Genomic DNA, 24,318 nt, shown 5'->3' with positions numbered 1-24,318 from the left:
GCCGACGGATAACCGCAACCATGCACCGGCCGAGCCAGGGTGTTCGACCGGAGGAGCCCCGCTTCTGCGGTAGGAGAGTGGCATGACGACGACGTCACAACCCGCACCGGCTCAGCCTGCGGCGAGCACGGCCCAGGTGACCGTGAACGGTAGGTCGGCCTCGCTGGCAGATGCGACGCCGCACACGACCGTCTTGGACTGGCTGCGCGATCACGGCCTCACGGGCAGCAAGGAAGGCTGCGCGGAGGGGGAGTGCGGCGCCTGCTCGATCATGGTGGCGCGTCCCGGCACCGGTGAGAACCCGACCGAGTGGATCAGCGTCAACGCCTGCCTGATCCCGGTCGCGGCGCTGGACGGCCAGGAGGTCGTCACCGCCGAAGGGCTCGGCACCGTCGATGAGCTGCACCCGGTGCAGCAGGAGATGGCCGACCGCGGCGGCTCGCAGTGCGGCTACTGCACCCCGGGCTTCATCTGCTCGATGGCCGCTGAGTACTACCGCCCCGGACGGTGCCCGAAGCGCGACCTCATCGAGGGCCGGGACGGCGACTCCGGCGGCAGCGGGCAGGTTGCCGCAGACCACGACCCGAACCACCCTGAAGGTGAGAACGACCACGAGCACGGGCCGAACGGCTTCGACCTGCACTCGCTGTCCGGCAACCTGTGCCGCTGCACCGGCTACCGTCCGATCCGCGACGCGGCCTACGCCCTGGGCGCTCCCGAGGAGGGCGACCCGTTCGTCGCCCGGCAGCGGCAACCGGCGCCCGCGCCCGTCGCCACCCGCCTGGCTGCGGACAACGCCGAGTTCATCCGGCCCGCGGACCTGGCCGAGTGCGTCCAGATCCTCGCCGAGCGGCCCGAGGCCATGCTCCTGGCTGGCTCCACCGATGTCGGCGTCGAGCTCACCATCCGGGGCTCCCGACCGCCCCTGCTCGTCGCCGTCGACCGGCTCGCCGAGCTGCGCACCCTGGAGGAGACCGACGAGGAGTTCCGGATCGGCGCAGCCCTGACCCTCAGTGAGGTCGAGCGCGGCCTGGCTGGCCGGGTGCCGCTGCTCTCCGAGCTCTTCCCGCAGTTCGCCTCCCGGCTGATCCGCAATGGTGGCACCTTCGGCGGCAACCTCGGCACCGCCTCCCCGATCGGTGACTCCCCGCCCGTGCTGCTCGCGCTGGAGGCCGAGCTGGTGCTGGCCGGCCCTGAGGGTGACCGCACCGTCGCGCTGGCCGACTACTTCACCGGCTACCGCCAGACGGTCAAGGTGCAGGGTGAGTTGATCCGCGAGATCCGGATCCCGAAGCCGCTGTCAACCACCATCGCCTTCCACAAGATCGCCAAGCGCCGCTTCGACGACATCTCCAGCGTCGCCGTCGGGTTCGCGCTCGACGTCATCGACGGCACCGTCACCAAGGCCCGCATCGGCCTCGGTGGCGTGGCCGCCACCCCCATCCGGGCGCTGGCCACCGAGGCCGAGCTCGAGGGCCAGCCCTGGACGGAGGAGACCGCCACCGCGGCGGCCGCCATCCTGCGGACCGAGGGCACCCCGCTGTCCGACCACCGGGCCAGCAACACCTACCGCAGCGCCATGCTCGAGCAGTCCCTGCTCAAGCTGCACGCGCAGACCAGTGAGGGAGAGGTCTGATGAGTTTCCTGTCACAGCGCCCCGAGTCCAGCGACCCCGTCGTCGGCCGCACCCTGCGGCACGAGGCCGCCGCCCTGCACGTCACCGGCAAGGCGCTCTACACCGACGACTTCCACCCGCGCACCAAGGACGTGCTGCACGCCTGGCCGGTCCAGGCCCCGCACGCCCACGCCACCATCACCGGGCTGCGCGTCGAGCCCGCGTATGACGTGCCCGGAGTGGTCCGCGTGCTCACCGCCGAGGATGTCCCCGGGATCAACGACGCCGGCATCAAGCACGACGAGCCGCTCTTCCCCTCCGAGGTCCGCTTCTACGGCCACGCGGTCTGCTGGGTGCTCGGTGAGACCCTCGAGGCCGCCCGCCGGGGCGCCGCCGCGATCGAGGTCGACTACGAGCCGCTGCCCTCGCTGATCACCGTGCCCGAGGCGATCGCCGCCGAGAGCTACCAGGGCGCCCAGCCCACCGTGCAGCGCGGCGACGTCGAGGCGGGCCTGGCCCGCTCGACCCAGGTCTTCAACGGCGAGTTCGAGTTCTCCGGCCAGGAGCACTTCTACCTCGAGACCCACGCGGCCCTCGCGCACGTCGAGGACGACGGCCAGATCTTCATCCAGAGCAGCACCCAGCACCCCAGCGAGACCCAGGAGATCGTGGCCCACGTGCTCGGGCTGCACAACCACGAGGTCACCGTGCAGTGCCTGCGGATGGGCGGTGGCTTCGGTGGCAAAGAGATGCAGCCGCACGGCTTCGCCGCCATCGCCGCCCTCGGCTCCACGCTCACCGGTCGCCCGGTCCGGTTGCGGCTGACCCGCACCCAGGACCTCACGATGTCGGGTAAGCGGCACGGCTTCCACGCCACCTGGCGGGTCGGTTTCGACGACGCTGGCAAGCTGCAGGCGCTGGAGGCCACGCTGACCTCCGACGGTGGCTGGAGCCTGGACCTGTCCGAGCCGGTCCTGGCCCGCGCCCTGTGCCACATCGACAACAACTACTGGATCCCGGACATCCGGGTCACCGGCCGGATCTCCAAGACCAACAAGACCTCCCAGACCGCCTTCCGCGGCTTCGGCGGGCCTCAGGGCATGCTGGTGATCGAAGACATCCTCGGCCGCTGCGCACCGCTGCTCGGCCTGTCCCCCGAGGAGCTGCGCACGCGCAACTTCTACGAGAACGGCCAGGAAACGCCATACGGGCAGAAGGTCACCCAGGCCGAGCGCGTGCACCAGGCCTGGGATGCCGTCACCACCTCCGGCGACCTGGAGCGGCGGCGCGCGGAGATCGCCGAGTTCAACGCCAGCCACCGGCACGTCAAGCGCGCGATCGGGATGACCCCGGTGAAGTTCGGCGTCTCCTTCAACCTGACCGCCTTCAACCAGGCCGGCGCCCTCGTGCACGTCTACAAGGACGGCTCGGTCCTGATCAACCACGGCGGCACCGAGATGGGCCAGGGCCTGCACACCAAGATGCTGCAGGTCGCGGCGACCTCCCTCGGGCTGCCGCTGGAGAAGATCCGGCTCGCGCCGACCCGCACCGACAAGGTGCCCAACACCTCGGCCACCGCGGCCTCGACCGGCGCCGACCTCAACGGCGGGGCGGTCAAGGCCGCCTGCGAGCAGATCCTGGACCGGCTGCGCCCGGTCGCGGCGATGAAGCTCAACGTCCCGGCCGCCGACATCCGCTTCGACGACGGGACCGTCCTCGGGCTCGGCACCGACAGGACGATGCCGTGGGAGGAGCTGGTGCACACCGCCTACTTCGCCCGCGTGCAGCTCTTCGCCGCCGGCTACTACCGCACCGAGGGCCTGCACTGGAACTCTCAGGTCATGCAGGGCAGCCCGTTCAAGTACTTCGCCCACGGCGTCGCCGCGGTCGAGGTCGAGGTGGACGGCTTCACCGGCGCCTACGTCACCCGGCGGGTAGACATCGTCCACGATGTCGGTGACAGCCTCTCCCCACTCGTCGACATCGGCCAGGTCGAGGGCGGTTTCGTGCAGGGCGCTGGCTGGCTGACCCTGGAGGACCTGCGCTGGGACACCAGCGACGGCGAGCACCGTGGCCGCTTCCTCACCCAGTCCGCCAGCACCTACAAGCTGCCGAGCTTCTCGGAGATGCCGCAGGAGTTCAACGTGGCACTGCTGGAGCGGGCGCACGAGGAAGGTGCGGTCTACGGCTCCAAAGCCGTCGGCGAGCCCCCGCTGATGCTGGCCTTCGCGGCCCGTGAGGCGCTGCGCCAGGCGTGCGCCGCCTTCGGTCCCGAGGGCACCAGCGTGGACCTGGCCAGCCCGGCCACCCCCGAGGCAGTTTTCTGGGCGCTGAGCGAGGCCCGCGCCGGGCACGACACCGATGGTGACGTGGATGCCGGAGCCGGCCCCAAGCCCCCGGAGGCTGACCCCGACGCACCCGAGCGCCGACCCGAGTCGGAGGAAGCCCTCCGCGAGCTCTCGGACGCCTGAGCCATGCGGTGGCTCACAGCGGTTGAGCTGCTGCGCACCCGACGCGAACCTGGCGTCCTGGTCACCGTGACCAACGTCCGGGGCCATGCGCCCCGCCGCGCGGGGGCCAAGATGGTCGTCGGTGCGCAGCAGACCTGGGACTCGGTCGGCGGCGGGAATCTGGAGGCCGTGGCGATCGAACGCGCCCGGATGATTCTTATCGAAGGCGTGCAGGAGCCGGAGACGGTGACCTCCGAGTTGTCGGACAAGGCGCGCTACCAGCACGGGGTCCAGTGCTGCGGAGGAGTGGTGACGATGGTCCTCGAACCCTTGCCGATCGCACCCGCGGTCGCGATCTTCGGGATGGGTCACGTCGGCCACGAGCTGGCGCGGATCCTGGCCCGGCACGACCTGGACCTGCACCTCGTGGACAGCCGTCCCGAGCAGCTCGCCGAGGAACTGCTGGCCCCGTATGCCGACGCCGACGCCCGCATCACCACCCACCCCGTCCCGGTGCTGCCGGAGATGGTGCTGGGGGAGTTGCCGCCCGGCACCCACGTGCTGATCATGACGCACGACCACGCCGAGGATGTCGCCATCCTCGACGCCGCGCTGCGGGTCGCCCCTGACCGGTTCGGCTCGATCGGGCTGATCGGGTCCAGCGCCAAGTGGACCCGCTTCCGCGCCCGCCTGCTCGGCGAGGGCGGCTTCACCGAGGCCGATCTCGAGCGCGTCACCACCCCTATCGGGCTGCCGCAGATCACCGGCAAGGAGCCGGCTGTCATCGCGGTCGCCGTCGCCGCCGACCTGCTCATCCGGCTCGCCCCGCCCGCGACTCCCGTTCCCGCTGACGATCGCGTCAGCCCCACCACTGAGGTGACCCCATGACGATCTACCGAGGCACCTTCCTCGACACCCCCGACGACCCCTTCGCGGGCGGCAGCCTGCGCTCGGAGAGCGACGGCGCGCTCGCCGTCGACCAGGCCGGCACCATCGTGCGGCGTGGCAGCTATCCGAGTGTGCGATCGGCATACCCGGACGACGAGGTGGTCGACCTCACCGGCGGGCTGGTGCTACCCGGCTTCGTCGACACCCACGTGCACTTCCCGCAGGTGCGGGTGATCGGTGCCCTCGGTATGCCGTTGCTCGACTGGCTCGACCAGTGCGCGCTGCCCGAGGAGGCCAAGCTGGCCGACACCGGGTATGCCGAAGGTGTCGCCCGCGACTTCGTGTCCGGGCTGACCTCGGCCGGGACCACGACCGCGCTCGTCTTCGGCTCGCACTTCGCCGGCGCGGTGGACGCCCTGTTCACCGAGGCCGACCGGGTCGGGCTGCGCTGCACCAGCGGCCTCGTGGTCAGCGACCGGATCCTGCGTGAGGATCTGTTCACCTCCCCCGAGCGTGCCCACGACGAGGGGCTCGCCCTGGCGAACAGGTGGCACAACGTCCGCCACAACCGGTATGCCGTGATCCCCCGCTTCTCGCTCTCCTGCACCCCCGAGCTGCTCGCCTCGTGCGCCTCGCTGCAGGAGCAGTTCCCGGACCTGTGGTTCACCTCCCATATCAACGAGAACGTCGTCGAGATCGACACCGTCAAGAAGCTCTTCGACGATGCCGAGCACTACCTGCACACCTACTCCGAGGCCGGGCTGGTGGGGCGGCGCAGCATCTTCGCGCACAACGTCCACCCCACCCACGACGAGCTCGTCGACCTCGCGGCGGCCGACGCCTCTGTCGCGCACTGCCCGACGAGCAACTCGGCGCTGGGCAGCGGGCTGTTCCCGCTGCGCACCCACGTCGAGCACGGCGTCCGGGTGGCGCTGGGCTCCGATGTCGGGGCAGGCACCGGCTTCTCGCTGTTCAAGGAGGGCCTGCAGGCCTACTTCATGCAGCAGCTGCTCGGGGATGAGGGGCTCTCGCTCACCGCGGCGCACCTGCTGCATCTGGCGACCGCCGCCGGAGCCGACGCGCTGGGGCTGGCCGACACCGTCGGCCAGTTCTCCGAGGGTCACGAGTTCGACGCGCTCTGGCTGCGACCGGCCGAGGGCACCACCTTGGACGTGGCGCTGCGGCACGCGCACTCCACCGAGGACGCGCTCGCCAAGGCCTTCGCGCTCGGCACGCCGGCCGACGTGGCCCAGACCTGGGTGGCGGGCGCGCAGATCGGCTGACCGGCAGGTACTCTTTCCAACAAGCGGAAATTCCATTTCGTTTTATGTGAAAGAGGCATGACATGGCAGCGACGACGACGGGCCGACCGGCCGCAGCAGGCAAGGGCGGCGGCGTGCAGTCCCTGGAGCGTGCCTTCAGCATCCTGGAGACGATCGCGGACGCAGGGGGCGTGATCTCGCTGTCCCAGCTAGCCGACCGCGCCGATCTGCCGCTGGCCACCATCCACCGGTTGGTGCGCAGCCTGGTCGACATGGGCTATGTCCGGCAGGAGCAGAGCCGGCAGTACTCCCTGGGTCCCCGCCTGATGCGGCTCGCGGCCGAGTCCACCAAGCGGATCGGCGTCTGGGCCAAGCCGCTGCTCGCCGAGGCCGTCGAGGAGCTCGGCGAGTCGGTGAACCTGGCGATCCTGGAGGCCGACGAGATCGTCTATGTCGCCCAGGCGCAGCCGTCGAACAACTTCATGCGGATGTTCACCGAGGTCGGTCGCCGCACGCTGCCGCACAGCACCGCGGTGGGCAAGGCGATCCTCGCCGACGTGCCGGCCGAGGAGGTCGTCGCCCTCCTGACCCGGACCGGTATGCCGAAGCGGACCGAGTTCACGCTGACCACCCCCGAGGAGTTCCTCGACGTGCTCGAGCTCACCCGGCAGCGGGGCTATGCGACCGATGAGGGGGAGCAGGAGATCGGCGTGCGTTGCGTCGCCGTCCCGGTTCTCGGGGCGCCGCGGCCGATGGCGATGTCGATGTCCGGCCCCACGACCCGGATGACCGACGAGACCGTCGAGCGTGGCGCCGAGGTACTCCGCGCCACCGCCGCCCGGCTCGCGACCGAGCTGGACGCCGTCTCGGCGTAGTCGGCCTGGGCGCCAGCCGTTACGCGAAGGCGCTCATTCCCGTGACCTGGCGCCCGACAAGCAGCGACTGGACGGTGTCGGTGCCCTCGTAGGTGTAGGTCGCCTCGATGTCGGCGAAGTGCCGCGCGACGTGGTGGTCCAGCAGGATCCCGTTGCCGCCGAGCAGGTCGCGCGCCGTGGCGCAGACCTCGCGGGCTGCTCGTCCGCAGTGCAACTTGGCCATCGCGGCGTGCTCGATCGTGCAGCGGCCTTCGGCCTCCAGCTGGGACATCCGGGCACACAGCAACTGCATCGCGGTGATCTGGGTGACCATCGTGGCCAGCTTGTCCTGGATCAGCTGGTTGCGTGCGAGCGGGCGGCCGAACTGCTCGCGGTGCAGGGTGTAGGTCAGGGCGCCCTCATAGGCCGCGACGGCGTGGCCAACCGCTTCCCAGGCCACGGTCTGCCGGGACTTGCGGAGCACCTCGTTGGTGTCGGCGAAGGTGCGCGCCTTCGCCAGCCGCGAGTCGCCCGGGATCCGCACCCCGTCCATCGTGATGTGCGCCTGGATGACCCCCCGGTTGGCGATCTTGCCGGTGATCGGACGAGCGTTCCACCCCTCGCGCTCGCGCGGGTCCTCGACCACGAAGCCGCCGACGTCACCGTCCTCGTCCCGGGCCCACACCACCACCAGATCGGCCACCGTCCCGTGCCCGATCCACCGCTTGGCGCCATCCAGCACCCAGTCGTCGCCGTCGCGGCGGGCGGTGGTCTCCAGGCTCACCACGTCCGACCCATGGTTCGGCTCGGTCAGGGCGACGGCACCGAGTTGCTCGACCTGCGCCATACGGGGCAACCAGCGGTCCTGTTGCTCCGCGGAGCCGAGCAGGTGCACGGACGTCATCGCCAGCCCGGAATGGACTGCGTTGCAGGTGGCCAGCGAGCCGTCCGCGCGCGCCAGCTCGAGGGCGATCAGGCCTTCGGCGAGCGGGGAGACGCCCGCGCAGCCCCAGCCCTGGATCGAGGCGCCGGCCACCCCGAGAGCGCGATAGACCTCGAGCATCCGGGTGTCGAAGTCGCCGGCCTCCCAGTACTCGGCCGCGAGCGGGATCACGCGCTCGCCGACGGTGCGGCGCACGCGGTCGCGCAGCGCTCGCTCCTGCTCGGTGAGCAGGTCGTCCAGGTGCATGAAATCGGTCCCGAGCGCCGTCCCGAGGTCGGGGTGGGGCGCGCCGTCCGGCGTGTTCGCACTAACTCCCATCCACCCATCATGCCCGGGCGTAGCATCCGGGTCATGGCCAAGACCTACACCGTGGAGCGCAGCATCTCGATCGACGCGGACCCCGCGGACGTCTACGCCCAGATCGCCGACCTGCGCAACTGGGTGACCTGGTCGCCGTGGGAGGGGCTGGACCCGGAGCTGGAGCGAACCTACACCGGCGCAGAGTCGGGGACGGGAGCGTCCTACGCGTGGTCGGGCAACAAGAAGGCCGGTGCCGGATCGATGACGATCATCGAGGCTACTGAGCCCTCGGACGTGCGGATCGACCTCGAGTTCGAGAAGCCCTTCCCGGCCCGCAATGACACCCGCTTCCGGATCGAGCCCGACGGTCTGGGGTCGACCGTGACCTGGACGATGAAGGGGGCGCTCAACCCGATCATGCGGGTGGTTCAGGTGGTCTATCCGATGGACAAGATGATCGGCCCGGACTTCGAGAAGGGGCTGGCCCAGCTCAAGGCGCACCTCGAGCCGGGCCAGCAGTGAACTGATCAGGTGAACTGATCCGGTGAACTGATCGGGTGGGCTGATGCCTCAGCTGCGCGAGGGGCGGATCGGGATTCGGCGCAGCACCCACCACGCCGCCGCCGCGGTGGCGGTGATCGTGATGAGCAGCAGAGCCACGCCGAGCGGCGTCCCCTGCAGGGCGTCGACCACCATGCGTCCGTCGGCGGGCACCGAGGTGATGGCGCGCGGGCCCTGCGTGGTCAACGCGGCCACTGTGATGGGCAGGGCCACCGTGACGGGCAGAAGCAGGGTGGCCCAACCGTGCCAGCGCAGGTAGGTCGCGCCGACGAGCAGGCCGGCGAGCGTGAACATCACGACGGAGACCGTCATGCCCCACAGGTGCGGCCAGATCCCGATCGACAGCACCCGCTGCCCGACGCCGTCTCCGCTGGGGGTCCAGCCGAGGGAGTCGTAGATCCGGTCCTCGAGCATCAACATACCGGTGAAGACCGGGCCGAGGACCACGCCGATCACGACGGCGGAGGTCACCCCGGCGAGGGTGAAGGCGCGGCGGGTGCCGCCTGCGGCCACGACCGTGCGCAGGTAGGTGACCACCAGCACGATCGCCACGCCGAAGGGGAACCACAGCGCGATCGACTGGGCGATCCGCACGACAGAGATGGACGGCTCCACGTACCGGGAGACGACGGCGAGTCCGACCGCCATCACCACCAGCGCGGTGCCGACGAACCAGGCGGCCACGGTGAGCTGGCCGCCCAGGTGCAGCATCAGCAGGCGCTGCCAGAGGGGGCGGCCCGCGGGACGGATATCGGCGGTGGGGGTGTGCTGGGTGCTGGCAGTGGTCGTCATCGCAGCGGCTCCTTCTCGTGCGTGCGCTCGCTGGTGAGGTGGATGAAGAGGTCCTGGAGGGGCACCGGGCCGATCTCGAGGCCGAGATCGTGGGCGTCGGTGGCCCAGGTGTCGCCGGTCTCGCCATAGACGGTTGCCTGGCGGGTCGGCCCGAGATCCTTGACCCCGATGACTTCCAACCCGGCGGTCGCGGTGGTGACGAGGTCCGCCCGGCCGGTGATCGTCATACCTCGGGCTCGGATGTCGTCCGCCTCGGCGGACAGCAGCACCTGGCCGTGGTCCAGGATGGTGACGGTCTCCAGCAGGTGCTCGATCTCGTGGATCAGGTGGCTGGAGAGGATGACGGTGCCGTGATGCTCGGCGAACTGCTCGAGGAGCAGCTCGTAGAAGAGCTCGCGGGACGGGGCGTCCATGCCCAGGTGCACCTCGTCGAACATGGTGAGCGGGGCGCGGGAGGCCAGGCCGATCGCGACGGCGACGGCGGAGCGCTGGCCGCGGGAGAGGCCCTCCGGCTTGCTGCGCGTGGACACCTCGTAGCGGTCCAGGATTTGCTCGGCGAGGGAGCGGTCGAAGGTGGGGCGGACGCTGTCGTGGAGGTCGAGGGTGGCGGCCACCTTCTCGTCGGAGATGACGTCGCCGGCCTCGCGGACCAGGCAGATCCGGCTCATCAGCGACTCGCGCTCGAACGGGTCCTGCCCGTCCACCTCGACCCGGCCGGAGGTGGCCGGCAGCATCGAGGCGAGGGTGGACAGCAGGGTGGTCTTGCCCGCGCCATTGCGGCCGAGCAGGCCGTGGATGCGCCCGGCGCCCAGGTCGAGGGTGACGGCGTCGAGGGCGGTGGTGTCCCGGAAGCGGACGGTCAGGTCCTGGGTGGCGACGGTCAGGCCGGTCATGGCTGCTCCTCCTGCTGCGTGTGTGGCTGGGTGTCCCTCAGGTATGCCGTGAGCTCGGCGGCGGTGATCCCCAGCACCTGCGCCTCGCGCAGGACGGGGGCGAGGCGTTCGGTGAAGAAGGCGTCGCGGCGGCGGGCGCGGAGGCGGTCGGGGGCGCCGGGGGCGACGAACATCCCGACCCCGCGCTGCTTGACGAGCACGTCCTCGCTGACGAGCTCGGTGAAGGCCTTGGCGGCCGTGGCGGGGTTGATCTTGTAGGTGGTGGCGTATTGCGTGGTCGACATGACCTGGTCCCCTTCCTGCAGCGCACCGGAGAGGATCTGGCCCCGGATCGCCTCGGCGATCTGGAGGTAGATCGGGTCGCGTCCCTCGAACATCCGGTCCGCCTCTCTCGCGTCGACGATCGTTGTTCAGTGGTTCATGACGTTCACTGGTTCATCACGTTCAGTGGTTCATTACATGACTAATGAACCATAGAGGTGGCGATGCTGTCAACAGGTGGTCATTCGCGAAGGAGTACTGGCTGAAAGGTCAGGCCCGGCTGCGCAGCCAGAGGGGGAGCACCCACCAGGTGAGGCCGAAGAGCAGCGCGGTGGTGCCGGCGGCGATCAGGCCCGCGGGTCGGCCGAGGACGACGGTGAAGACCAGACAGAGCACCGCGGCCATCGTCAGGCCGAGGGTCATCAGCCCAGCGCGGGCGAAGGTGTGTGAGATGGCGACCAGCTCGGCCTTGCGGTGCCTTCGGAAGAGCACGCGGTGCACGCTCACCGGTGCGACCAGCAGGATCGTGGTGAGGAAAGCCAGCCCGACGCAGGTCAGGAAGAGCCCGACGGTGTAGTCGTCGAGGTCGCTGAAGCGGGCCTGGAAGGGGAGGGTCAGCAGGAAGGCGGCCAGGATCTGGGTTCCGGTCTGGACGACGCGCAGCTCTTGCAGGAGTTCGACGAAGTTGCGGTCCATCCGCTCGTCGACCGACTCGTCGCGGGTGTCCTCGCCCTCGATCCGGTCCATGTCCGGCAACGCTAACCCAACGCCCACCTCCTGGCGTTCTGTCCACACCCCCGCCGTTGACCACGGTGCGTGAGCGTGGCCTGTGGATGACGGTAGGCCCCTGTCGGTGGCGACTCCTAACGTCGAGGAACGAACGCGCACACCGGGTGCGCGACGAAGGAGGGGAACCATGACAGTGACACCCGCGATGCAGGCCTTCTGGGACCAGGAGCGACGCTCGATCATCGACCACATCCGGCGGTTCGGCGTGCACCTCACCTATGTCTCCGACGAGGTCGGGCAGGACTGCGCGGCGTGCGCCTTCTGCCGGACGACGAACCCGGCGGGGGAGGAGTCGGTGCCCGACAGGGAGCCGACTGGGCCCGCGTTCTGCTACACGACCGGGCTGTATGGGGTGGGTCATCCCGAGCTGCTGGTCTTTGATCTCGGCCAGGCCGAGGCGCTGGTGGTGCTCAACAGCCTGACCCGTCAGGTCATCGAGGGGGGAAAGGATCTGGTGCACGGGCAGCAGCTCCAGGTTGGATCGAGGCAGCTCTTTGTGGAGGAGGTGCCGAATCCCGGAGACATCGTCTTTGACGCCAACGGCTTCTACGAGCGACCGCCGGAGGTCTCTGTGCCCGTGCTCCAGTTGACCTGGGCCGACGCCGAGGACCGCTTCCCCTGGGATGAAGGCCATCAGCCCGGCCGCTGGCCCCAGCCGCGACCCGGTGACTTCTCGGCCTGACGGTGTAGGCCAGCGACGACAGGCTGCGTCTGCCACCCTGGGGCCATGAGTGAGCAGCCGGAGAGCCTGCGGGATCAGACCTTCCTGCGCCGCGACCTGAGCGGCTCGCGGTTCGTCGGGTGTGACCTGTCCGGGGTGGTCGTGCGAGGCGGAGCGATCGGCGGGATGGAGTTGGATTCGCCGTGGTTGATCGAGAGCGGGGAGGGGCTGGTGGTCAATGGGGTCGACGTGGCGCCGTACGTGGATGAGGTGCTCAACCGGCGCTTCCCCGGTCGCGTGCTGCGGACCGACACCGACCCTGAGGGGCTTCGGCACGCCTGGGCGGCTCTCGAGCAGGCCTGGGCCGCGACGACCGAGCGCGCCCAGGCGCTGCCGGCCGGCACCGTCACTGAGTCGGTCGACGGCGAGTGGTCCTACCTGCAGACGATGCGGCACCTGATCATGGCGACCGACACCTGGCTCGGGCGCGCGGTGCTGGAGCGGGAGCAGCCCTACGACCCGCTCGGGCTGCCGCACGATGACGGGGGGGAGGGCTCAGCCGCCTACGACCACGGGATGTTCGTGACGCAGGAGCCGACTCTGGCCGAGGTGCTGCGGGTCCGCGGTGAGCGGCAGGCCATGGTCCGGGACTTCCTCGCGGACGCGGACGCCGCGCTGCTGGCGGAGGCCAGGAAGAACCCGCACGCCCCGCAGCACGAGGAGACGGTCCTCTCCTGCGTGCAGACGATCCTGGAGGAGGAGTGGGAGCACCACCGCTACGCCGTCCGCGACCTGGATGCGCTCGCCGCCCGGGGGTAGCGGCATACGGGATCGTGGGATGAGGTCAGGGCGAGCCCGTCAGTCCTCGGTGAGCAGATCCCGGACCGCCTTCTCGACCGCGCTCTGCCGCTTGCGGGCGCTCTTGCCGGGCTTCGCGCCCGGGACGTCGATGGTCTCCCCGTCCTCGTAGGCCTCGATCACCCGCGGGTCGATGTAGGAGTTCTTGGCGATCGTCGGGGTGTTGCCGAGCGAGTCCGACACCTCCTCGACCGCCTCCTTCACCGCTCGTCGGCGCGAGGCCTTGGTGTCACCCGGCTCCGGCGAGGCCGCGAGCGAGACCGCGGCGTGGACGGTCGCGTGCCAGGTGCGGAAGTCTTTGGCGGTCAGTTCGTGCTCGAAGATCTCCGCCAGATAGGCGTTGACGTGGTCGGAGTCCAACACGTGCCAGTCGCCGTCGTCATCGGTGTAGGCCAGCAGCCGCGCGGTCCCGTCCCGACGCCCGCGCATCACCTGCAGCGCGGCGGTGACGTCGTCGTCGGAGATGGTCAGGTCCTGCTCGATCCCGCTCTTGCCGAGGAAGGTGAACCGCAGGCCCTCGGCCACCTTCTTCACGTGCGATCGCTCCAGGGTGGTCAGTCCGAAGCTGCCGTTGGTGTCGGTGTAGACGTCGTTGCCGATCCGGAAGTAGCCCAGGTCCAGCATCCGGACAGCGGTCGCGCACGCCCGGTGCAGCGGCATACCGGGGGCGTCGTCGTGCAGGTCTCGGGTCACCCGGCGCCGCGCCTGCGGCAACCGCTCGGCGGCCGCGACGATCCGCTCGAACTTCTCCATGTCCCGCTTGGTCCGCCAGTCGGGGTGGTAGAGATACTGCCTGCGCCCCGCGTCATCGGTCCCGACCGCCTGGATGTGGCCGTTGGCGACCGGGCAGATCCACACGTCCTCCCAGGCCGGAGGGATCGCCAGGCTCTTGATCCGCTCGACGTCCTCGGCGCCCAGCTTCTCGCCCGCGTGGTCCCGATAGCTGAACCCCTTGCCGGCACGTCGGCGGGTCCACCCCTTGCTTCCCGGGGTCACCGTGCGCAACCTGACCATGTCCGTATGGTGCCGCTCACCGCCCGCCTCGGCACGTTCAGTCGGCCGCGGAACGGCTCTCGGTGGGCGCAGGCGCAGCGGCGTCGCTCGTCCCAGACCGCTGCGCGAGCCCCGCGCCCGTCTCCACCAGCGCCTCGACCACGGTCCGCACCGCCTGCCGCGCCGCCCGGTCGGTCCGCGAGAGGGCGGTGATCGAGCGCCGTGCGCGGACGCCCTCCAGGGGGACCAGCCGCATCCCCTCCACGGCCGGGGTGGTGAAGCGGGGGAGCAGCGCCAGGTCGGTTCCGGTCGGCACGAGCGACTCGATCAACCGGTTGTCCCGCAGCCGGACCCGCCGCTCGAGCGGCTCGCCGAGCTCGGCCTCCACCGCGACGAGGATGCTGTCGAAGGGATAGCCGGTCGGCACCCCGATCCAGCGCGTCCCGGCGAGATCACGCGGCCGCAGCGCCGACCTGCCGACCAACGGGTGGGTGGCGGGGACGGCGACGTCGATGGGCTCGCGCACCAGCACCCGCGTCGCGAGCCCCTCCGCCCCGGCGGGCACGTCACCGGTGAGACTGTGCGCGATGACCACGTCGACGTCGAGGGTCCGGGTCGCGTAGTCCGCCTCCGCCAGGTCGAAGTCGTCCAGCACCAGTTCGATCCCGGGCGTCCGCTCCCGCAGCAGCCGGACCGTCCCCGGCAGCAGCGCCGCCCCGGCGCTGGGAAGCGTGCCGATGCTCACCCGCCCCCGCGGCTCTCCGCGCGCCGCGTCCAGCCGGGCCCGCACCCGCGCGATGACCTCGGTGACCTCCTCGGCGCTCTCTGCGAGCAGCTGACCCTCGGCGGTGAGCCGCAGCCCCCGCCCCACCGGCTCGACCAGCGCGAGCCCGAGCTCGCGCTCGGCTGTCCGCAGCTGCTGGGAGACCGCCGACGGCGTCCGGAAGGTCGCCTCGGCCACCGCGGCGAGCGTCCCGCGCACCGCAAGCTCGCGCAGCAGCTCAAGGTGACGCACGTCCATGAAGCCAGCCTAATGACACACCCGAGAAAACATCGCTAGACCTGCACCGACCCTCGGCCGCAGACTGACGGACGTGCCCACCCGCCACGTCCTGCTCGCCGTCCTCGTGGCGGTGCTCTGGGGGCTGAACTTCCTGGCCATCCACGCCTCGCTGCAGCACTTCCCGCCGATCTTCCTCGTCGCCCTGCGGTTCGCGCTGCTGGCCGTCCCGACGATCCTGCTCGTGCCCCGACCCCAGGCGCCGCTGCGCTGGCTGGTCGGCTACGGGCTGGGCTTCGGGACGCTGCAGTTCTTCGGGCTCTACCTCGGCATGGCTGCGGGCTTCCCCGCCGGGCTGGCCTCGCTCGTGCTCCAGGCCTCGGCGCCGTTCACCGTCGTCCTCGGCGTGCTGCTGCTGCGCGAGCGGCTCAGCCCGCGCGGCGCGCTCGGCGTGCTCGTCGCCGTAGCGGGCCTGGCCGTCGTCGGCGTCACCCGCGCCGAGGCGACCTCGTGGCTGCCTTTCCTGCTGGTCGTCCTCGGTGCCCTCGGCTGGGCGCTCGGGAACCTCGCCAGCCGGCTCGCCGCCCCGCCGAAGCCGCTGCACCTCACGCTGTGGATGTCGGTGGTCCCGCCGCTGCCGATGCTCGCCCTCTCGCTGGCTCTCGAGGGTCCGGGCGAGGTATGGCGTGCCCTCGCCGCCTCCGGCTCAGCCGCCGCGGTCCCGGCCTGGGTGGGGCTGGCCTACACGGTCCTGCTCGGCACCGTCGTCGGCTCGGGGATCTGGGTCTGGCTCATGAAGCAGCACCCCGCCGGCGTCGTCGCGCCGTTCTCGATGCTCGTGCCGGTCGTCGGCGTGCTTGCGGCGTGGTGGGTGCTGGGGGAGCGCCCCGCGCTGCTCGAGCTGGCCGGCGGCGTGCTCGTCGTCGGGGGCGTCCTGCTCGCCGCCCGGGCCGCCCGCCCGGTGCCGCCCGCGCACGACCAGCTCACCGCCAGTCCCGCCCCCGAGGTCGTAAGTCCCGCCCGGTCCCCACGGGCGTGACAACCCGTCCTACGACGCGCCCGAGCAAGACCGGCTGGATCGCGCCCGGGCATCATTCAGCCGGTGCGGACCGGTGAGTAGCCCGGACGATCTCACCCCAACGTTTGGTGATGCCACCAATAAGGGTGCATGATGTTCACCATGGACTCCCGGGGTCGCCCGCTGACGCGGCGCTACGAGCTTGACCTCCTGCGCACCAGCAGCATGCTGATGCGCGGTTGTTGCTGACCCCACCCCCTTCTTCGCGAGGGCCTTCCGCTCATCGGCGGGATGGCATACCTCCCCCTGTCCTCCCCTAGCAAAGGTTGCGTCTCATGACGATCCCTGCCTCCACGCCCGTCCGCGCCGCAGTGCGGCCCTCCCGCTCCGGCAAGCCGCAGGGCCAGTGGGCTGTCGATGGCCGCGAGCCACTGAACGCCAACGAGGTCTTCAAGGCTGCCGACAACGGGCTCAACGTCCGCGAGCGGATCGAGCAGGTCTACGCCAAGGACGGCTTCGACTCCATCCCCACCGACGACCTGCACGGCCGGTTCCGGTGGTGGGGCCTCTACACCCAGCGCAAGCCTGGGATCGACGGCGGCCGCACCGCCCAGCTCGAGCCGCACGAGCTCGAGGACCGCTACTTCATGCTCCGGGTCCGCATCGACGGCGGGGCCCTGACCACCAAGCAGCTGCGCGTCGTCGGCGAGCTGTCGACCGAGCTCGCCCGCGACACCGCCGACATCACCGACCGGCAGAACGTGCAGTACCACTGGGTCCGCGTCGAGGACGTGCCCGAGATCTGGCGCCGGCTGGAAGCCGTCGGGTTGTCCACGACTGAGGCCTGCGGCGACACCCCGCGCGTCATCCTCGGCTCGCCGGTCGCCGGTATCGCCGCCGACGAGATCCTCGACCCGACGCCGGTCATCGAGGAGATCCAGCGCCGCTTCATCGGCGACCCCGAGCTGGCCAACCTGCCGCGCAAGTTCAAGTCCGCGATCACCGGGCACCCCTCGCTCGACGTCGTGCACGAGATCAATGACATCTCGCTCGTCGGCGTCCGCCACCCCGAGCACGGTCCGGGATATGACGTGTGGGTGGGGGGAGGTCTGTCGACCGCGCCCCGGCTGGCCGAGCGGCTGGGGGTCTTCGTCCGCGAGGAGGAGGCCGCCGAGGTCTGGCACGGGGTCGTGCAGATCTTCCGCGACTACGGCTTCCGGCGGCTGCGCAACAAGGCACGGCTGAAGTTCCTGCTCGCTGAGTGGGGGCCGGAGCGCTTTCGCGAGGTGCTGGAGACCGAGTATCTGCACCGCGCCCTGCCGGACGGTCCGGCGCCAGCGCCGTCGAGCGCACCGGGTGACCACGTCGGGGTGCACGAGCAGAAGGACGGGCTCCGGTATGTCGGCCTGGCGCCGACCGTAGGCCGCGTGAGCGGGACGGTGCTCACCGCGCTCGCCGACCTGGTCGAGTCGGTCGGGTCGGCGCGGGTGCGCCTCACCCCGCACCAGAAGCTGCTCGTGCTGGACGTGCCGGCCGACCGGGTCGAGGAGCTGCTCGCCGGAGCCGAGGGGCTCGGGCTCACCGCGACGCCCTCGGTCTTCCGCCGCTCGACGATCGCCTGCACCGGCATCGAGTTCTGCAAGCTCGCGATCGTCGACACCAAGGCCACCGCGGCCGCCGCGATCGGCGAGCTGGAGCGGCGGCTGGCCGATATCGAGCCGCTGCTGGAGCACCCGATCTCGCTGCACGTCAACGGCTGCCCCAACTCCTGCGCCCGCATCCAGACCGCCGACATCGGCCTCAAGGGTCAGATCATCACCACCGACGACGGCGAGCAGGTGCCCGGCTTCCAGGTCCACCTCGGCGGCGGGCTCGCCTCCGTGGGCCAGGACGAGGCTGGCCTCGGGCGCACGGTCCGCGGCCTCAAGGTGGCGGCGACCGAGCTGCCCGACTACGTCGAGCGGGTCGTCCGCAGGTATGCCGCTGCCCGCACCTCCGGCGAGACCTTCGCCTCCTGGGCCCACCGCGCCGACGACGAGGAGCTGTCATGAGCACCACCCCCGACCTCGCCCGGGTCAGGACCCGGTCGGAGGAGGAGCTGCGGCGGATCGCCGAGGAGGGCTCCCGGCGCGCCGCGGAGCTGGAGGCCCGGGGCGACCTGACCCCCGCGCTGCTGGCGGACGCCGTGCTCGCCTGGGCCGCTGAGGAGTTCGGCAGCTCGCTGGCCGTGGCCTGCTCGATGGCCGACGCAGTGCTGCCGCACGTCGTCGCCGAGCACCTGCCAGGCGTGGACGTGCTCTTCCTCGACACCGGCTACCACTTCCCCGAGACGCTGGCGACCCGCGACCGGGTGGCGGACCTGCTGGACGTCACCGTCGTCGACGTCCTGCCCGAGCAGACGGTCGCCCAGCAGGACGCGGAGCACGGCCCCCGGTTGCACGACCGCGACCCGGCCCGCTGCTGCGCGTTGCGCAAGGTGGAGCCGCTCCGGCGCACGCTCGCGGGCTACGACGCCTGGGTCACCGGCGTGCGCCGGGAGGAGGGCCCGACCAGGGCTGACACCCCGTTGGTCACCTTCGACGAGGCTTTCGGACTGGTCAAGATCAACCCGCTCGCGGCCTGGTCCTTCGAGGAGCTGCTCAGCTACTCCGAGCGCGAGCTGCTGCCCGCCAACCCACTTCTCGCGCAGGGCTATCCCTCGATCGGCTGCGCCCCGTGCACCCGGCCCGTCGCGCCCGGCGAGGACCCCCGCGCCGGGCGCTGGGCCGGCTTCGCCAAGACCGAGTGCGGCCTGCACCCCGGCAGTGCCAGCTCCAGCCCCACCCCGACCACCCAGCCCACCCCGACCACCCAGCCCACCGAGGAGGCGCGATGACCAGCCTGGCCCAGCCCGCGGCATACCGGGACCGAGACATCGATCGTGACGGTTCTGGCCAGCACGACCTGCTCGACACCCTGGAATCGGAGGCCATCCACATCATCCGTGAGGTGGTCGCCGAGCTCGAGCGGCCGGCGCTGCTCTTCTCCGGCGGCAAGGACTCGGTCGTCATGCTGCACCTCGCGGCCAAGGCGCTGTGGCCGGCGCGGATCCCCTTCCCCGTGCTCCACGTCGACACCGGCCACAACTTCCCCGAGGTGCTCGCCTACCGCGACGCCACGGTCAAGCGGCTCGGCGTCCAGCTGCACGTCGCGAGCGTCCAGGACTACCTCGACGACGGCCGGCTCAAGGAGCGCGCCGACGGCACCCGCAACCCGCTCCAGACGATTCCGCTGCTGGATGCGATCGAGGACGCGCGCTACGACGGCGTCTTCGGCGGGGGCCGGCGCGACGAGGACAAGGCCCGCGCCAAGGAGCGCGTGGTCAGCCTGCGCGACGCCTTCGGCCAGTGGGACCCCAAGAACCAGCGCCCCGAGCTGTGGCGGCTCTACAACACCCGTCACCGCCCCGGTGAGCACCTGCGTGTCTTCCCACTCTCGAACTGGACCGAGCTCGACATCTGGCGCTACATCGCGCGCGAGGGGATCGAGCTCCCGGCGCTCTACTACGCCCACGAGCGCGAGGTCTTCGAGCGTGACGGGATGCTGCTCACGCCCGGCCCGTGGACCCAGCCGCGCAGCGGCGAGCAGGTGAGCACCCGCTCGGTCCGCTACCGCACGGTCGGCGACATGTCCTGCACTGGCGCCGTCGAGTCGGTTGCCACCGACGTCGAGGCCGTCATCGCCGAAGTCGCCGCGACCACGATCACCGAGCGCGGCGCGACCCGCGCCGACGACCGGCTCTCCGAGGCCGCCATGGAGGACCGCAAGAAGGAGGGCTACTTCTGATGGACACGCTCACGACCACCCCCTCGCTCCTGCGCCTGGCCACCGCCGGCTCGGTCGACGACGGCAAGTCCACGCTGGTCGGTCGACTGCTGCACGACACCAAGTCGGTGCTCGCCGACCAGCTCGCCGCCGTCGAGGCGGTCAGCCGCCGTCGCGGCTGGACCGGTGAGCTCGCCGACCTGGCGCTGCTCACCGACGGCCTGCGCGCCGAGCGGGAGCAGGGCATCACGATCGACGTCGCCTACCGCTACTTCGCGACCCCGCGGCGCTCCTTCGTGCTGGCCGACTGCCCCGGGCACGTGCAGTACACCCGCAACACCGTCACCGGTGCGTCCACCGCGGACGTCGTCATCGTGCTGGTCGACGCCCGCCACGGTGTGGTCGAGCAGACCCGGCGCCACCTCGCGGTCGTGGGACTGCTGCGGGTGCCGCACGTGATCGTCGCCCTCAACAAGATCGACCTGGTCGAGGACGCGCAGGCGGTGCACCGCACGGTCTGTGCCGAGCTGGCGGGGCTCGCCCACGTGCTGCGGCTGCCCGATGTCTCGGTCGTCCCGCTCTCCGCGCTGCACGGCGACAACGTCGTCGAGCCCTCGCCTCGCACGCCGTGGTATCCCGGTCCCACCCTCCTGGACCTCCTCGAGACGCTGCCCGCCGAGAGCGAGGTTGAGGAGCCGCTGCGCTTCCCCGTGCAGCTGGTCATCCGCCCGCAGCAGGGGGCGGTCGACCCCGCCCTGGTGGACTACCGAGGGTATGCCGGGCACGTCGCCTCCGGCGTCGTGCAGGTCGGTGACGAGGTCGTCGTCAGCCCCTCGGGCCGGCGCACCACCGTCGTCGGCATCGATCGGGGCGGCGTCGCCGTCCAGCGCGCCGAGGCGCCGCTGTCGGTGACGCTGCGGTTGGCTGACCAGCTCGACGTCTCCCGCGGTGACCTCATCGCGGCCGCGACCTGGGCGCCGTGCGTCGTGGGTCAGGCCGAGGCGGTGCTGTGCTGGCTGGCGCAGGCCCCGCTGGTCCCCGGTGCCCGGGTGCTGGTCAAGCACGGCACCCGGACCGTCCGGGCGCGGGTGACCGCGCTGCACGAGCGGCTCGATGTCGCGACCCTTCGGGGCGAGCCGGCCGAGCGGGCCGAGCTCAACGACCTCGTCCGGGTCACCGTCTCCTTCGCCGAGCCGCTGCCGCTGGAGGAGTATGCCGAGTCCCGCGAGGGCGGCTCCTTCCTCGTCATCGACGCGCAGGAGGGCACGACGCTGGCCGCCGGCATGGTCGGGGCTGAGCTCCTGGGGTCGAGACTGCTCGGGACGGACCTGCCCGGGGCGGACCTGCCCGGGGCGGGGGAGCCGCGATGAGCGCCCCCTTCCTCCTCGGCCTGTCGCTGGCCGGGCGCCGCGTGGTCGCCGTCGGTGGCGGGGCGGTCACCGCCCGCCGGGTCGCCGACCTGGTCGCCGAGGGTGCCGTCGTCGAGGTGGTCGCTCCCGAGCTCGACCCTCGGCTGCGTGAGCTGGCTGACGCGGGCCGGATCGCCTGGGCCGCACGGGGCTACGCCGGCGCTGCGGATCTCGATGGTGCCTGGCTGGTCCACGTCGTCACCGACGACCCCAGCGTCGACGCCCAGGTCGCCGCTGACGCCGAGGCCCGGCAGATCTTCTGCGTCGCAGCGGGATCCGCCGCTCTCGGCACCGCCCGCGTCCCGGCCCGGAGCAGCGTGCCCACCGCGACCGGCCCGGTCTCGGTGGCGGTCCACGCCGCCGACGACCCCCGCCGCGCGGTCCATGTCCGCAACGCCCTCGAGGAACACCTCGCGGCCGAGGCTGCCGCCTATCTCGACTCCGGCGTCATCGACCTGCGGGCCCGGCGGCCCCGTGGCGGCTGGGTGGCGCTGGTCGGCGCCGGGCCCGGCGACGAGGGCCTGCTCACCCGCCGCGCGAGCCAGCTGCTCGCCAGCGCCGACGTGGTCGTCACCGACCGGCTCGTCCCGCGCTCGGTCCTCGATCGGCTGCCCGCGGGCGTCCGGGTGATCGACGTCGGCAAGCGCCCGCAGCACCACCCGGTGCCGCAGATCGAGATCAACCGGATCCTCGTCCAGGAGGCCCGGGCCGGGCACGGGGTGGTCCGGCTCAAGGGCGGCGACCCCTACGTGCTCGGCCGCGGCGGTGAGGAGCGCCTCGACTGCGAGGCCGCCGGCATCCCCGTCGAGGTCGTGCCCGGTATCACCAGCGCTGTCTCGGTCCCGGCAGCGGCCGGCATCCCGGTCACCCACCGCGGCCTGGCCCGAGGCTTCACCGTGGTCACCGGCCACGAGGAGATCCCGCAGCTGCCTACCGGCGGGGACCACACGCTCGTGCTGCTGATGGGCGTGGCCCGGCTGCGCGACACGACCGACCTGCTCCGCGCCCACGGCCGCCCCGCCACGACACCGGTCGGGATCGTCGAGCGCGGCTGGACCGCCGATCAGCGGGTCACCCTCGGCACCCTCGCCGACATCGCCGACCGGGCCGAGGCCGTCGGCGTCAGCTCGCCCGCGGTCGTCGTCGTCGGTGACGTCGTCACCCTCGCCCATGGCTGGGCGGCACAGGCCGCCGAGACCGGCGGCGGTGCGGCCACCCCCGCCGGCGGTCACACCGCATACCCGTCCGTCCCGAAGGAGTCCGTCGCATGATCGACCACCTGTGGTCCGCCCTCGCCGGTTTCGGCGCCCAGCTGGTGGACGGCGCCCTGGGGATGGGCTACGGCATCACCGGCACCAGCCTGCTGCTCACCGCCGGCTTCGCGCCGGCGATCGCCAGCGCCTCGATCAACTTCGCCCAGCTCGGCACCACGCTGTCCTCGGGGCTGAGCCACTGGCGGGTCGGCAATGTCGACTGGCGGATCGTGCGGCGGCTCTCGCTCACCGGTGGCCTGGGCGCCTTGGCCGGAGCGACCGTCCTCTCCTCGCTCTCGACCGCCGCCGCCCGACCGGTGATGGCCGTGCTCCTGCTGCTCCTTGGCGCAGGCGTGATCCTGCGCTTCGTCACTCGAAGGCCCGGGCGCGAGCCGCAGGGCGCGGCCTGGGCGGCGACCCGCTGGTTCCTCGCACCGCTCGGTCTGGTCGGCGGCTTCGTCAACTCGACCGGGGGCGGCGGCTGGGGACCCGTCGTCACCTCGACGCTGCTCTCAACCGGGCCGGTGCCGCCGCGCAAGGTCATCGGCTCGGTGTCGACCTCCGAGTTCGTCGTGACCGTCTGCGCCAGCATTGGCTTCGTCCTCGGCCTGGGTCTGGCCGGAATGCAGTGGGGCACGATCCTCGCGCTGATGATCGGCGGCGTCCTCGCCGCCCCGGTCGCCGCGCGCCTGGCCGGACGGCTGCCCTCGGCGATCCTCGGGGTCGCCGTCGGCTCGCTCATCATCACGCTCAACCTCGGACCGGTCCTCACCACCGTCGGCCTCGGCGGCCAGGACACGCTGCTGCTGCGGCTCGCCGCCGCGGCCGGCTGCCTCCTGCTCATCGGGTATGCCGCCACCCGCCACGTCCTGCACTCCCGTCGGGTGCGGGCCGAGCAGGGTGAGCCGGGCACGTCGGCCGCCGAGCAGCCGCAGAAGCAGCCGGCGGCCACCCCGTGACGCCCCGCCCGCTCGTGCTCGCCGCCCACGGGACGGCCGACCCGGCTGGGCAGGCTGTGGTCGAGCAGGTCGCGGCGCGGGTGGCCGACGTGCTGGGGGTGCCGCACCAGGTCGGCTACGTCGATGTCTGTGGGCCGACCCTCGCCGAGGTGCTCGCCGGGCCTTCCGACGCCGGAGATGATCTCGATCCAGCGGTGGTCGTCCCCTACTTCCTGGCCACCGGCTATCACGTCCGCCATGACGTACCGACTGCTGTCGAGCAGGTCGACGGCGTCGTCGTGACGCCCGCGCTCGGGGTCGAGGACGAGGTCGTGACGGCCTTGGTCGACCGTGTCCAGGAGGCCTGGGCCGAATCGTCCACGTCGCCTCACGAGGTGGGCGTCGACGCCGTCCTACTCACCGCTGCGGGGTCCAGCGTCGATGCCGCCCGCGAGGAGGTCGCGCGGCTGGCTGACCTCCTGGGTGAGCGGCTCGGCATACCGTCGTCGGTGGCCTTCCTCAGTGGCCCCGGGCCACGCCCGGAGGATGAACTCGCTCGGCTGCGGGCGGCAGGTCACGCGCGGATCGTGCTCGCGACCCACCTGCTGGCACCAGGCTTCTTCGCCGATCGGGCCAGCGTGATCGCCGCGGAGCACGGCGCGGTAGCCACGGACGTCGTCGGCTCGCACCAGGCGATCGTCGACCTGCTCGTGCGCCGTTACCGGCAGGCCTTGCCGTGACACCGAGCCCGAGCGGAACATTTGGCCACCCGCTGA

The 24,318-nt window shown here is 71.5% G+C and carries 23 protein-coding genes; 16 read left to right on the top strand and 7 right to left on the bottom strand.

Features of this window, described 5'->3' with window-relative positions; translation table 11 throughout:
- The first annotated feature begins 82 nt into the window (after positions 1–82).
- The 5 genes from ACQBAT_RS15275 to ACQBAT_RS15255 all read left to right on the top strand — a co-directional run bounded on the left by ACQBAT_RS15275 (position 83) and on the right by ACQBAT_RS15255 (position 7,090).
- Positions 83–1,636: a xanthine dehydrogenase small subunit gene (locus ACQBAT_RS15275; protein WP_420748600.1), complete on the top strand. Its 1,554-nt coding sequence runs from the start codon at positions 83–85 to the stop codon at positions 1,634–1,636.
- The gene (gene xdhB / locus ACQBAT_RS15270; RefSeq protein ID WP_420748599.1) at positions 1,636–4,086 is read left to right on the top strand and encodes a xanthine dehydrogenase molybdopterin binding subunit; all 2,451 of its coding nucleotides are present in this window, start codon (positions 1,636–1,638) and stop codon (positions 4,084–4,086) included. Before ACQBAT_RS15275 ends, xdhB begins: the two co-directional genes overlap by 1 nt.
- Before the next feature lie 3 nt (positions 4,087–4,089).
- A complete protein-coding gene (xdhC, locus tag ACQBAT_RS15265; RefSeq protein ID WP_420748598.1) occupies positions 4,090–4,953 on the top strand; it encodes a xanthine dehydrogenase accessory protein XdhC in 864 nt (287 codons plus the stop codon).
- Complete coding sequence (guaD, locus tag ACQBAT_RS15260) at positions 4,950–6,236, top strand: guanine deaminase (protein ID WP_420748597.1); 1,287 nt, start codon at positions 4,950–4,952, stop codon at positions 6,234–6,236. Before xdhC ends, guaD begins: the two co-directional genes overlap by 4 nt.
- A gap of 62 nt (positions 6,237–6,298) precedes the next feature.
- Positions 6,299–7,090 (top strand): IclR family transcriptional regulator, encoded by a 792-nt coding sequence (locus ACQBAT_RS15255; RefSeq protein WP_420748596.1) that lies wholly within the window; start codon positions 6,299–6,301, stop codon positions 7,088–7,090.
- 19 nt (positions 7,091–7,109) lie between these two features.
- Here the strand turns inward: ACQBAT_RS15255 and ACQBAT_RS15250 are convergent, their stop codons facing one another.
- Positions 7,110–8,330: an acyl-CoA dehydrogenase family protein gene (locus ACQBAT_RS15250; protein ID WP_420748595.1), complete on the bottom strand. Its 1,221-nt coding sequence runs from the start codon at positions 8,328–8,330 to the stop codon at positions 7,110–7,112.
- 33 nt (positions 8,331–8,363) lie between these two features.
- On the opposite strand from ACQBAT_RS15250, the gene ACQBAT_RS15245 reads away from it, so the two are divergent.
- Entirely contained in the window at positions 8,364–8,834 is a 471-nt protein-coding gene (locus tag ACQBAT_RS15245) for an SRPBCC family protein (protein ID WP_420748594.1), read from the top strand.
- A 48-nt stretch (positions 8,835–8,882) separates the two neighbouring features.
- Here ACQBAT_RS15245 and ACQBAT_RS15240 read toward each other — a convergent pair whose 3' ends face one another.
- From ACQBAT_RS15240 to ACQBAT_RS15225, 4 genes are all read right to left on the bottom strand, one after another.
- Positions 8,883–9,665 (bottom strand): hypothetical protein, encoded by a 783-nt coding sequence (locus ACQBAT_RS15240; RefSeq protein WP_420748593.1) that lies wholly within the window; start codon positions 9,663–9,665, stop codon positions 8,883–8,885.
- Positions 9,662–10,558, bottom strand: a complete 897-nt coding sequence (locus ACQBAT_RS15235; RefSeq protein ID WP_420748592.1) for an ATP-binding cassette domain-containing protein — start codon at positions 10,556–10,558, stop codon at positions 9,662–9,664. The genes ACQBAT_RS15240 and ACQBAT_RS15235 overlap by 4 nt, the downstream gene beginning before the upstream one ends.
- Complete coding sequence (locus ACQBAT_RS15230; RefSeq protein ID WP_420748591.1) at positions 10,555–10,935, bottom strand: GntR family transcriptional regulator; 381 nt, start codon at positions 10,933–10,935, stop codon at positions 10,555–10,557. The genes ACQBAT_RS15235 and ACQBAT_RS15230 overlap by 4 nt, the downstream gene beginning before the upstream one ends.
- Positions 10,936–11,089: 154 nt before the next feature.
- Positions 11,090–11,566, bottom strand: coding sequence for a DUF6328 family protein (locus tag ACQBAT_RS15225; RefSeq protein ID WP_420748590.1), 477 nt, complete (start codon positions 11,564–11,566; stop codon positions 11,090–11,092).
- Positions 11,567–11,735: 169 nt separating this feature from the next.
- On the opposite strand from ACQBAT_RS15225, the gene ACQBAT_RS15220 reads away from it, so the two are divergent.
- Together ACQBAT_RS15220 and ACQBAT_RS15215 are read left to right on the top strand one after the other, a co-directional pair.
- Positions 11,736–12,290: a DUF4262 domain-containing protein gene (locus ACQBAT_RS15220; protein ID WP_420748589.1), complete on the top strand. Its 555-nt coding sequence runs from the start codon at positions 11,736–11,738 to the stop codon at positions 12,288–12,290.
- A gap of 45 nt (positions 12,291–12,335) precedes the next feature.
- A complete protein-coding gene (locus tag ACQBAT_RS15215) occupies positions 12,336–13,088 on the top strand; it encodes a DinB family protein (protein WP_420748588.1) in 753 nt (250 codons plus the stop codon).
- Positions 13,089–13,127: 39 nt separating this feature from the next.
- Here ACQBAT_RS15215 and ACQBAT_RS15210 read toward each other — a convergent pair whose 3' ends face one another.
- Positions 13,128–14,141: a DNA topoisomerase IB gene (locus ACQBAT_RS15210; protein ID WP_420748587.1), complete on the bottom strand. Its 1,014-nt coding sequence runs from the start codon at positions 14,139–14,141 to the stop codon at positions 13,128–13,130.
- Positions 14,142–14,178: 37 nt separating this feature from the next.
- A complete protein-coding gene (locus tag ACQBAT_RS15205; protein WP_420748586.1) occupies positions 14,179–15,141 on the bottom strand; it encodes a LysR family transcriptional regulator in 963 nt (320 codons plus the stop codon).
- A gap of 73 nt (positions 15,142–15,214) precedes the next feature.
- On the opposite strand from ACQBAT_RS15205, the gene ACQBAT_RS15200 reads away from it, so the two are divergent.
- The 8 genes from ACQBAT_RS15200 (at position 15,215) to ACQBAT_RS15165 (ending at position 24,282) form a co-directional block, all read left to right on the top strand.
- The gene (locus ACQBAT_RS15200) at positions 15,215–16,159 is read left to right on the top strand and encodes an EamA family transporter (RefSeq protein WP_420748585.1); all 945 of its coding nucleotides are present in this window, start codon (positions 15,215–15,217) and stop codon (positions 16,157–16,159) included.
- A gap of 314 nt (positions 16,160–16,473) precedes the next feature.
- Positions 16,474–18,189 carry a nitrite/sulfite reductase gene (locus ACQBAT_RS15195; RefSeq protein ID WP_420748584.1) on the top strand — a complete coding sequence of 572 codons (1,716 nt, stop codon included), beginning with the start codon at positions 16,474–16,476 and terminating at the stop codon, positions 18,187–18,189.
- Positions 18,186–19,013: a phosphoadenylyl-sulfate reductase gene (locus ACQBAT_RS15190; protein WP_420748583.1), complete on the top strand. Its 828-nt coding sequence runs from the start codon at positions 18,186–18,188 to the stop codon at positions 19,011–19,013. The genes ACQBAT_RS15195 and ACQBAT_RS15190 overlap by 4 nt, the downstream gene beginning before the upstream one ends.
- Complete coding sequence (cysD, locus tag ACQBAT_RS15185) at positions 19,010–19,963, top strand: sulfate adenylyltransferase subunit CysD (protein ID WP_420748582.1); 954 nt, start codon at positions 19,010–19,012, stop codon at positions 19,961–19,963. Before ACQBAT_RS15190 ends, cysD begins: the two co-directional genes overlap by 4 nt.
- Positions 19,963–21,312 (top strand): sulfate adenylyltransferase subunit 1, encoded by a 1,350-nt coding sequence (locus tag ACQBAT_RS15180; RefSeq protein ID WP_420748581.1) that lies wholly within the window; start codon positions 19,963–19,965, stop codon positions 21,310–21,312. The genes cysD and ACQBAT_RS15180 overlap by 1 nt, the downstream gene beginning before the upstream one ends.
- Positions 21,309–22,622, top strand: coding sequence for a uroporphyrinogen-III C-methyltransferase (gene cobA, locus ACQBAT_RS15175; RefSeq protein ID WP_420748580.1), 1,314 nt, complete (start codon positions 21,309–21,311; stop codon positions 22,620–22,622). The genes ACQBAT_RS15180 and cobA overlap by 4 nt, the downstream gene beginning before the upstream one ends.
- Positions 22,619–23,563, top strand: a complete 945-nt coding sequence (locus ACQBAT_RS15170) for a sulfite exporter TauE/SafE family protein (protein ID WP_420748579.1) — start codon at positions 22,619–22,621, stop codon at positions 23,561–23,563. The genes cobA and ACQBAT_RS15170 overlap by 4 nt, the downstream gene beginning before the upstream one ends.
- On the top strand, positions 23,560–24,282 hold the full coding sequence (locus ACQBAT_RS15165; RefSeq protein WP_420748578.1) for a sirohydrochlorin chelatase: 723 nt from the start codon (positions 23,560–23,562) through the stop codon (positions 24,280–24,282). The genes ACQBAT_RS15170 and ACQBAT_RS15165 overlap by 4 nt, the downstream gene beginning before the upstream one ends.
- The last annotated feature ends 36 nt before the right edge of the window (positions 24,283–24,318 follow it).

This window comes from Ornithinimicrobium pulveris (assembly GCF_050261105.1).
Classification (GTDB): domain Bacteria; phylum Actinomycetota; class Actinomycetes; order Actinomycetales; family Dermatophilaceae; genus Ornithinicoccus.
The sequence above is the reverse complement of the archived record's forward strand: the minus strand, read 5'-3'. Positions and strand labels throughout refer to the sequence as shown.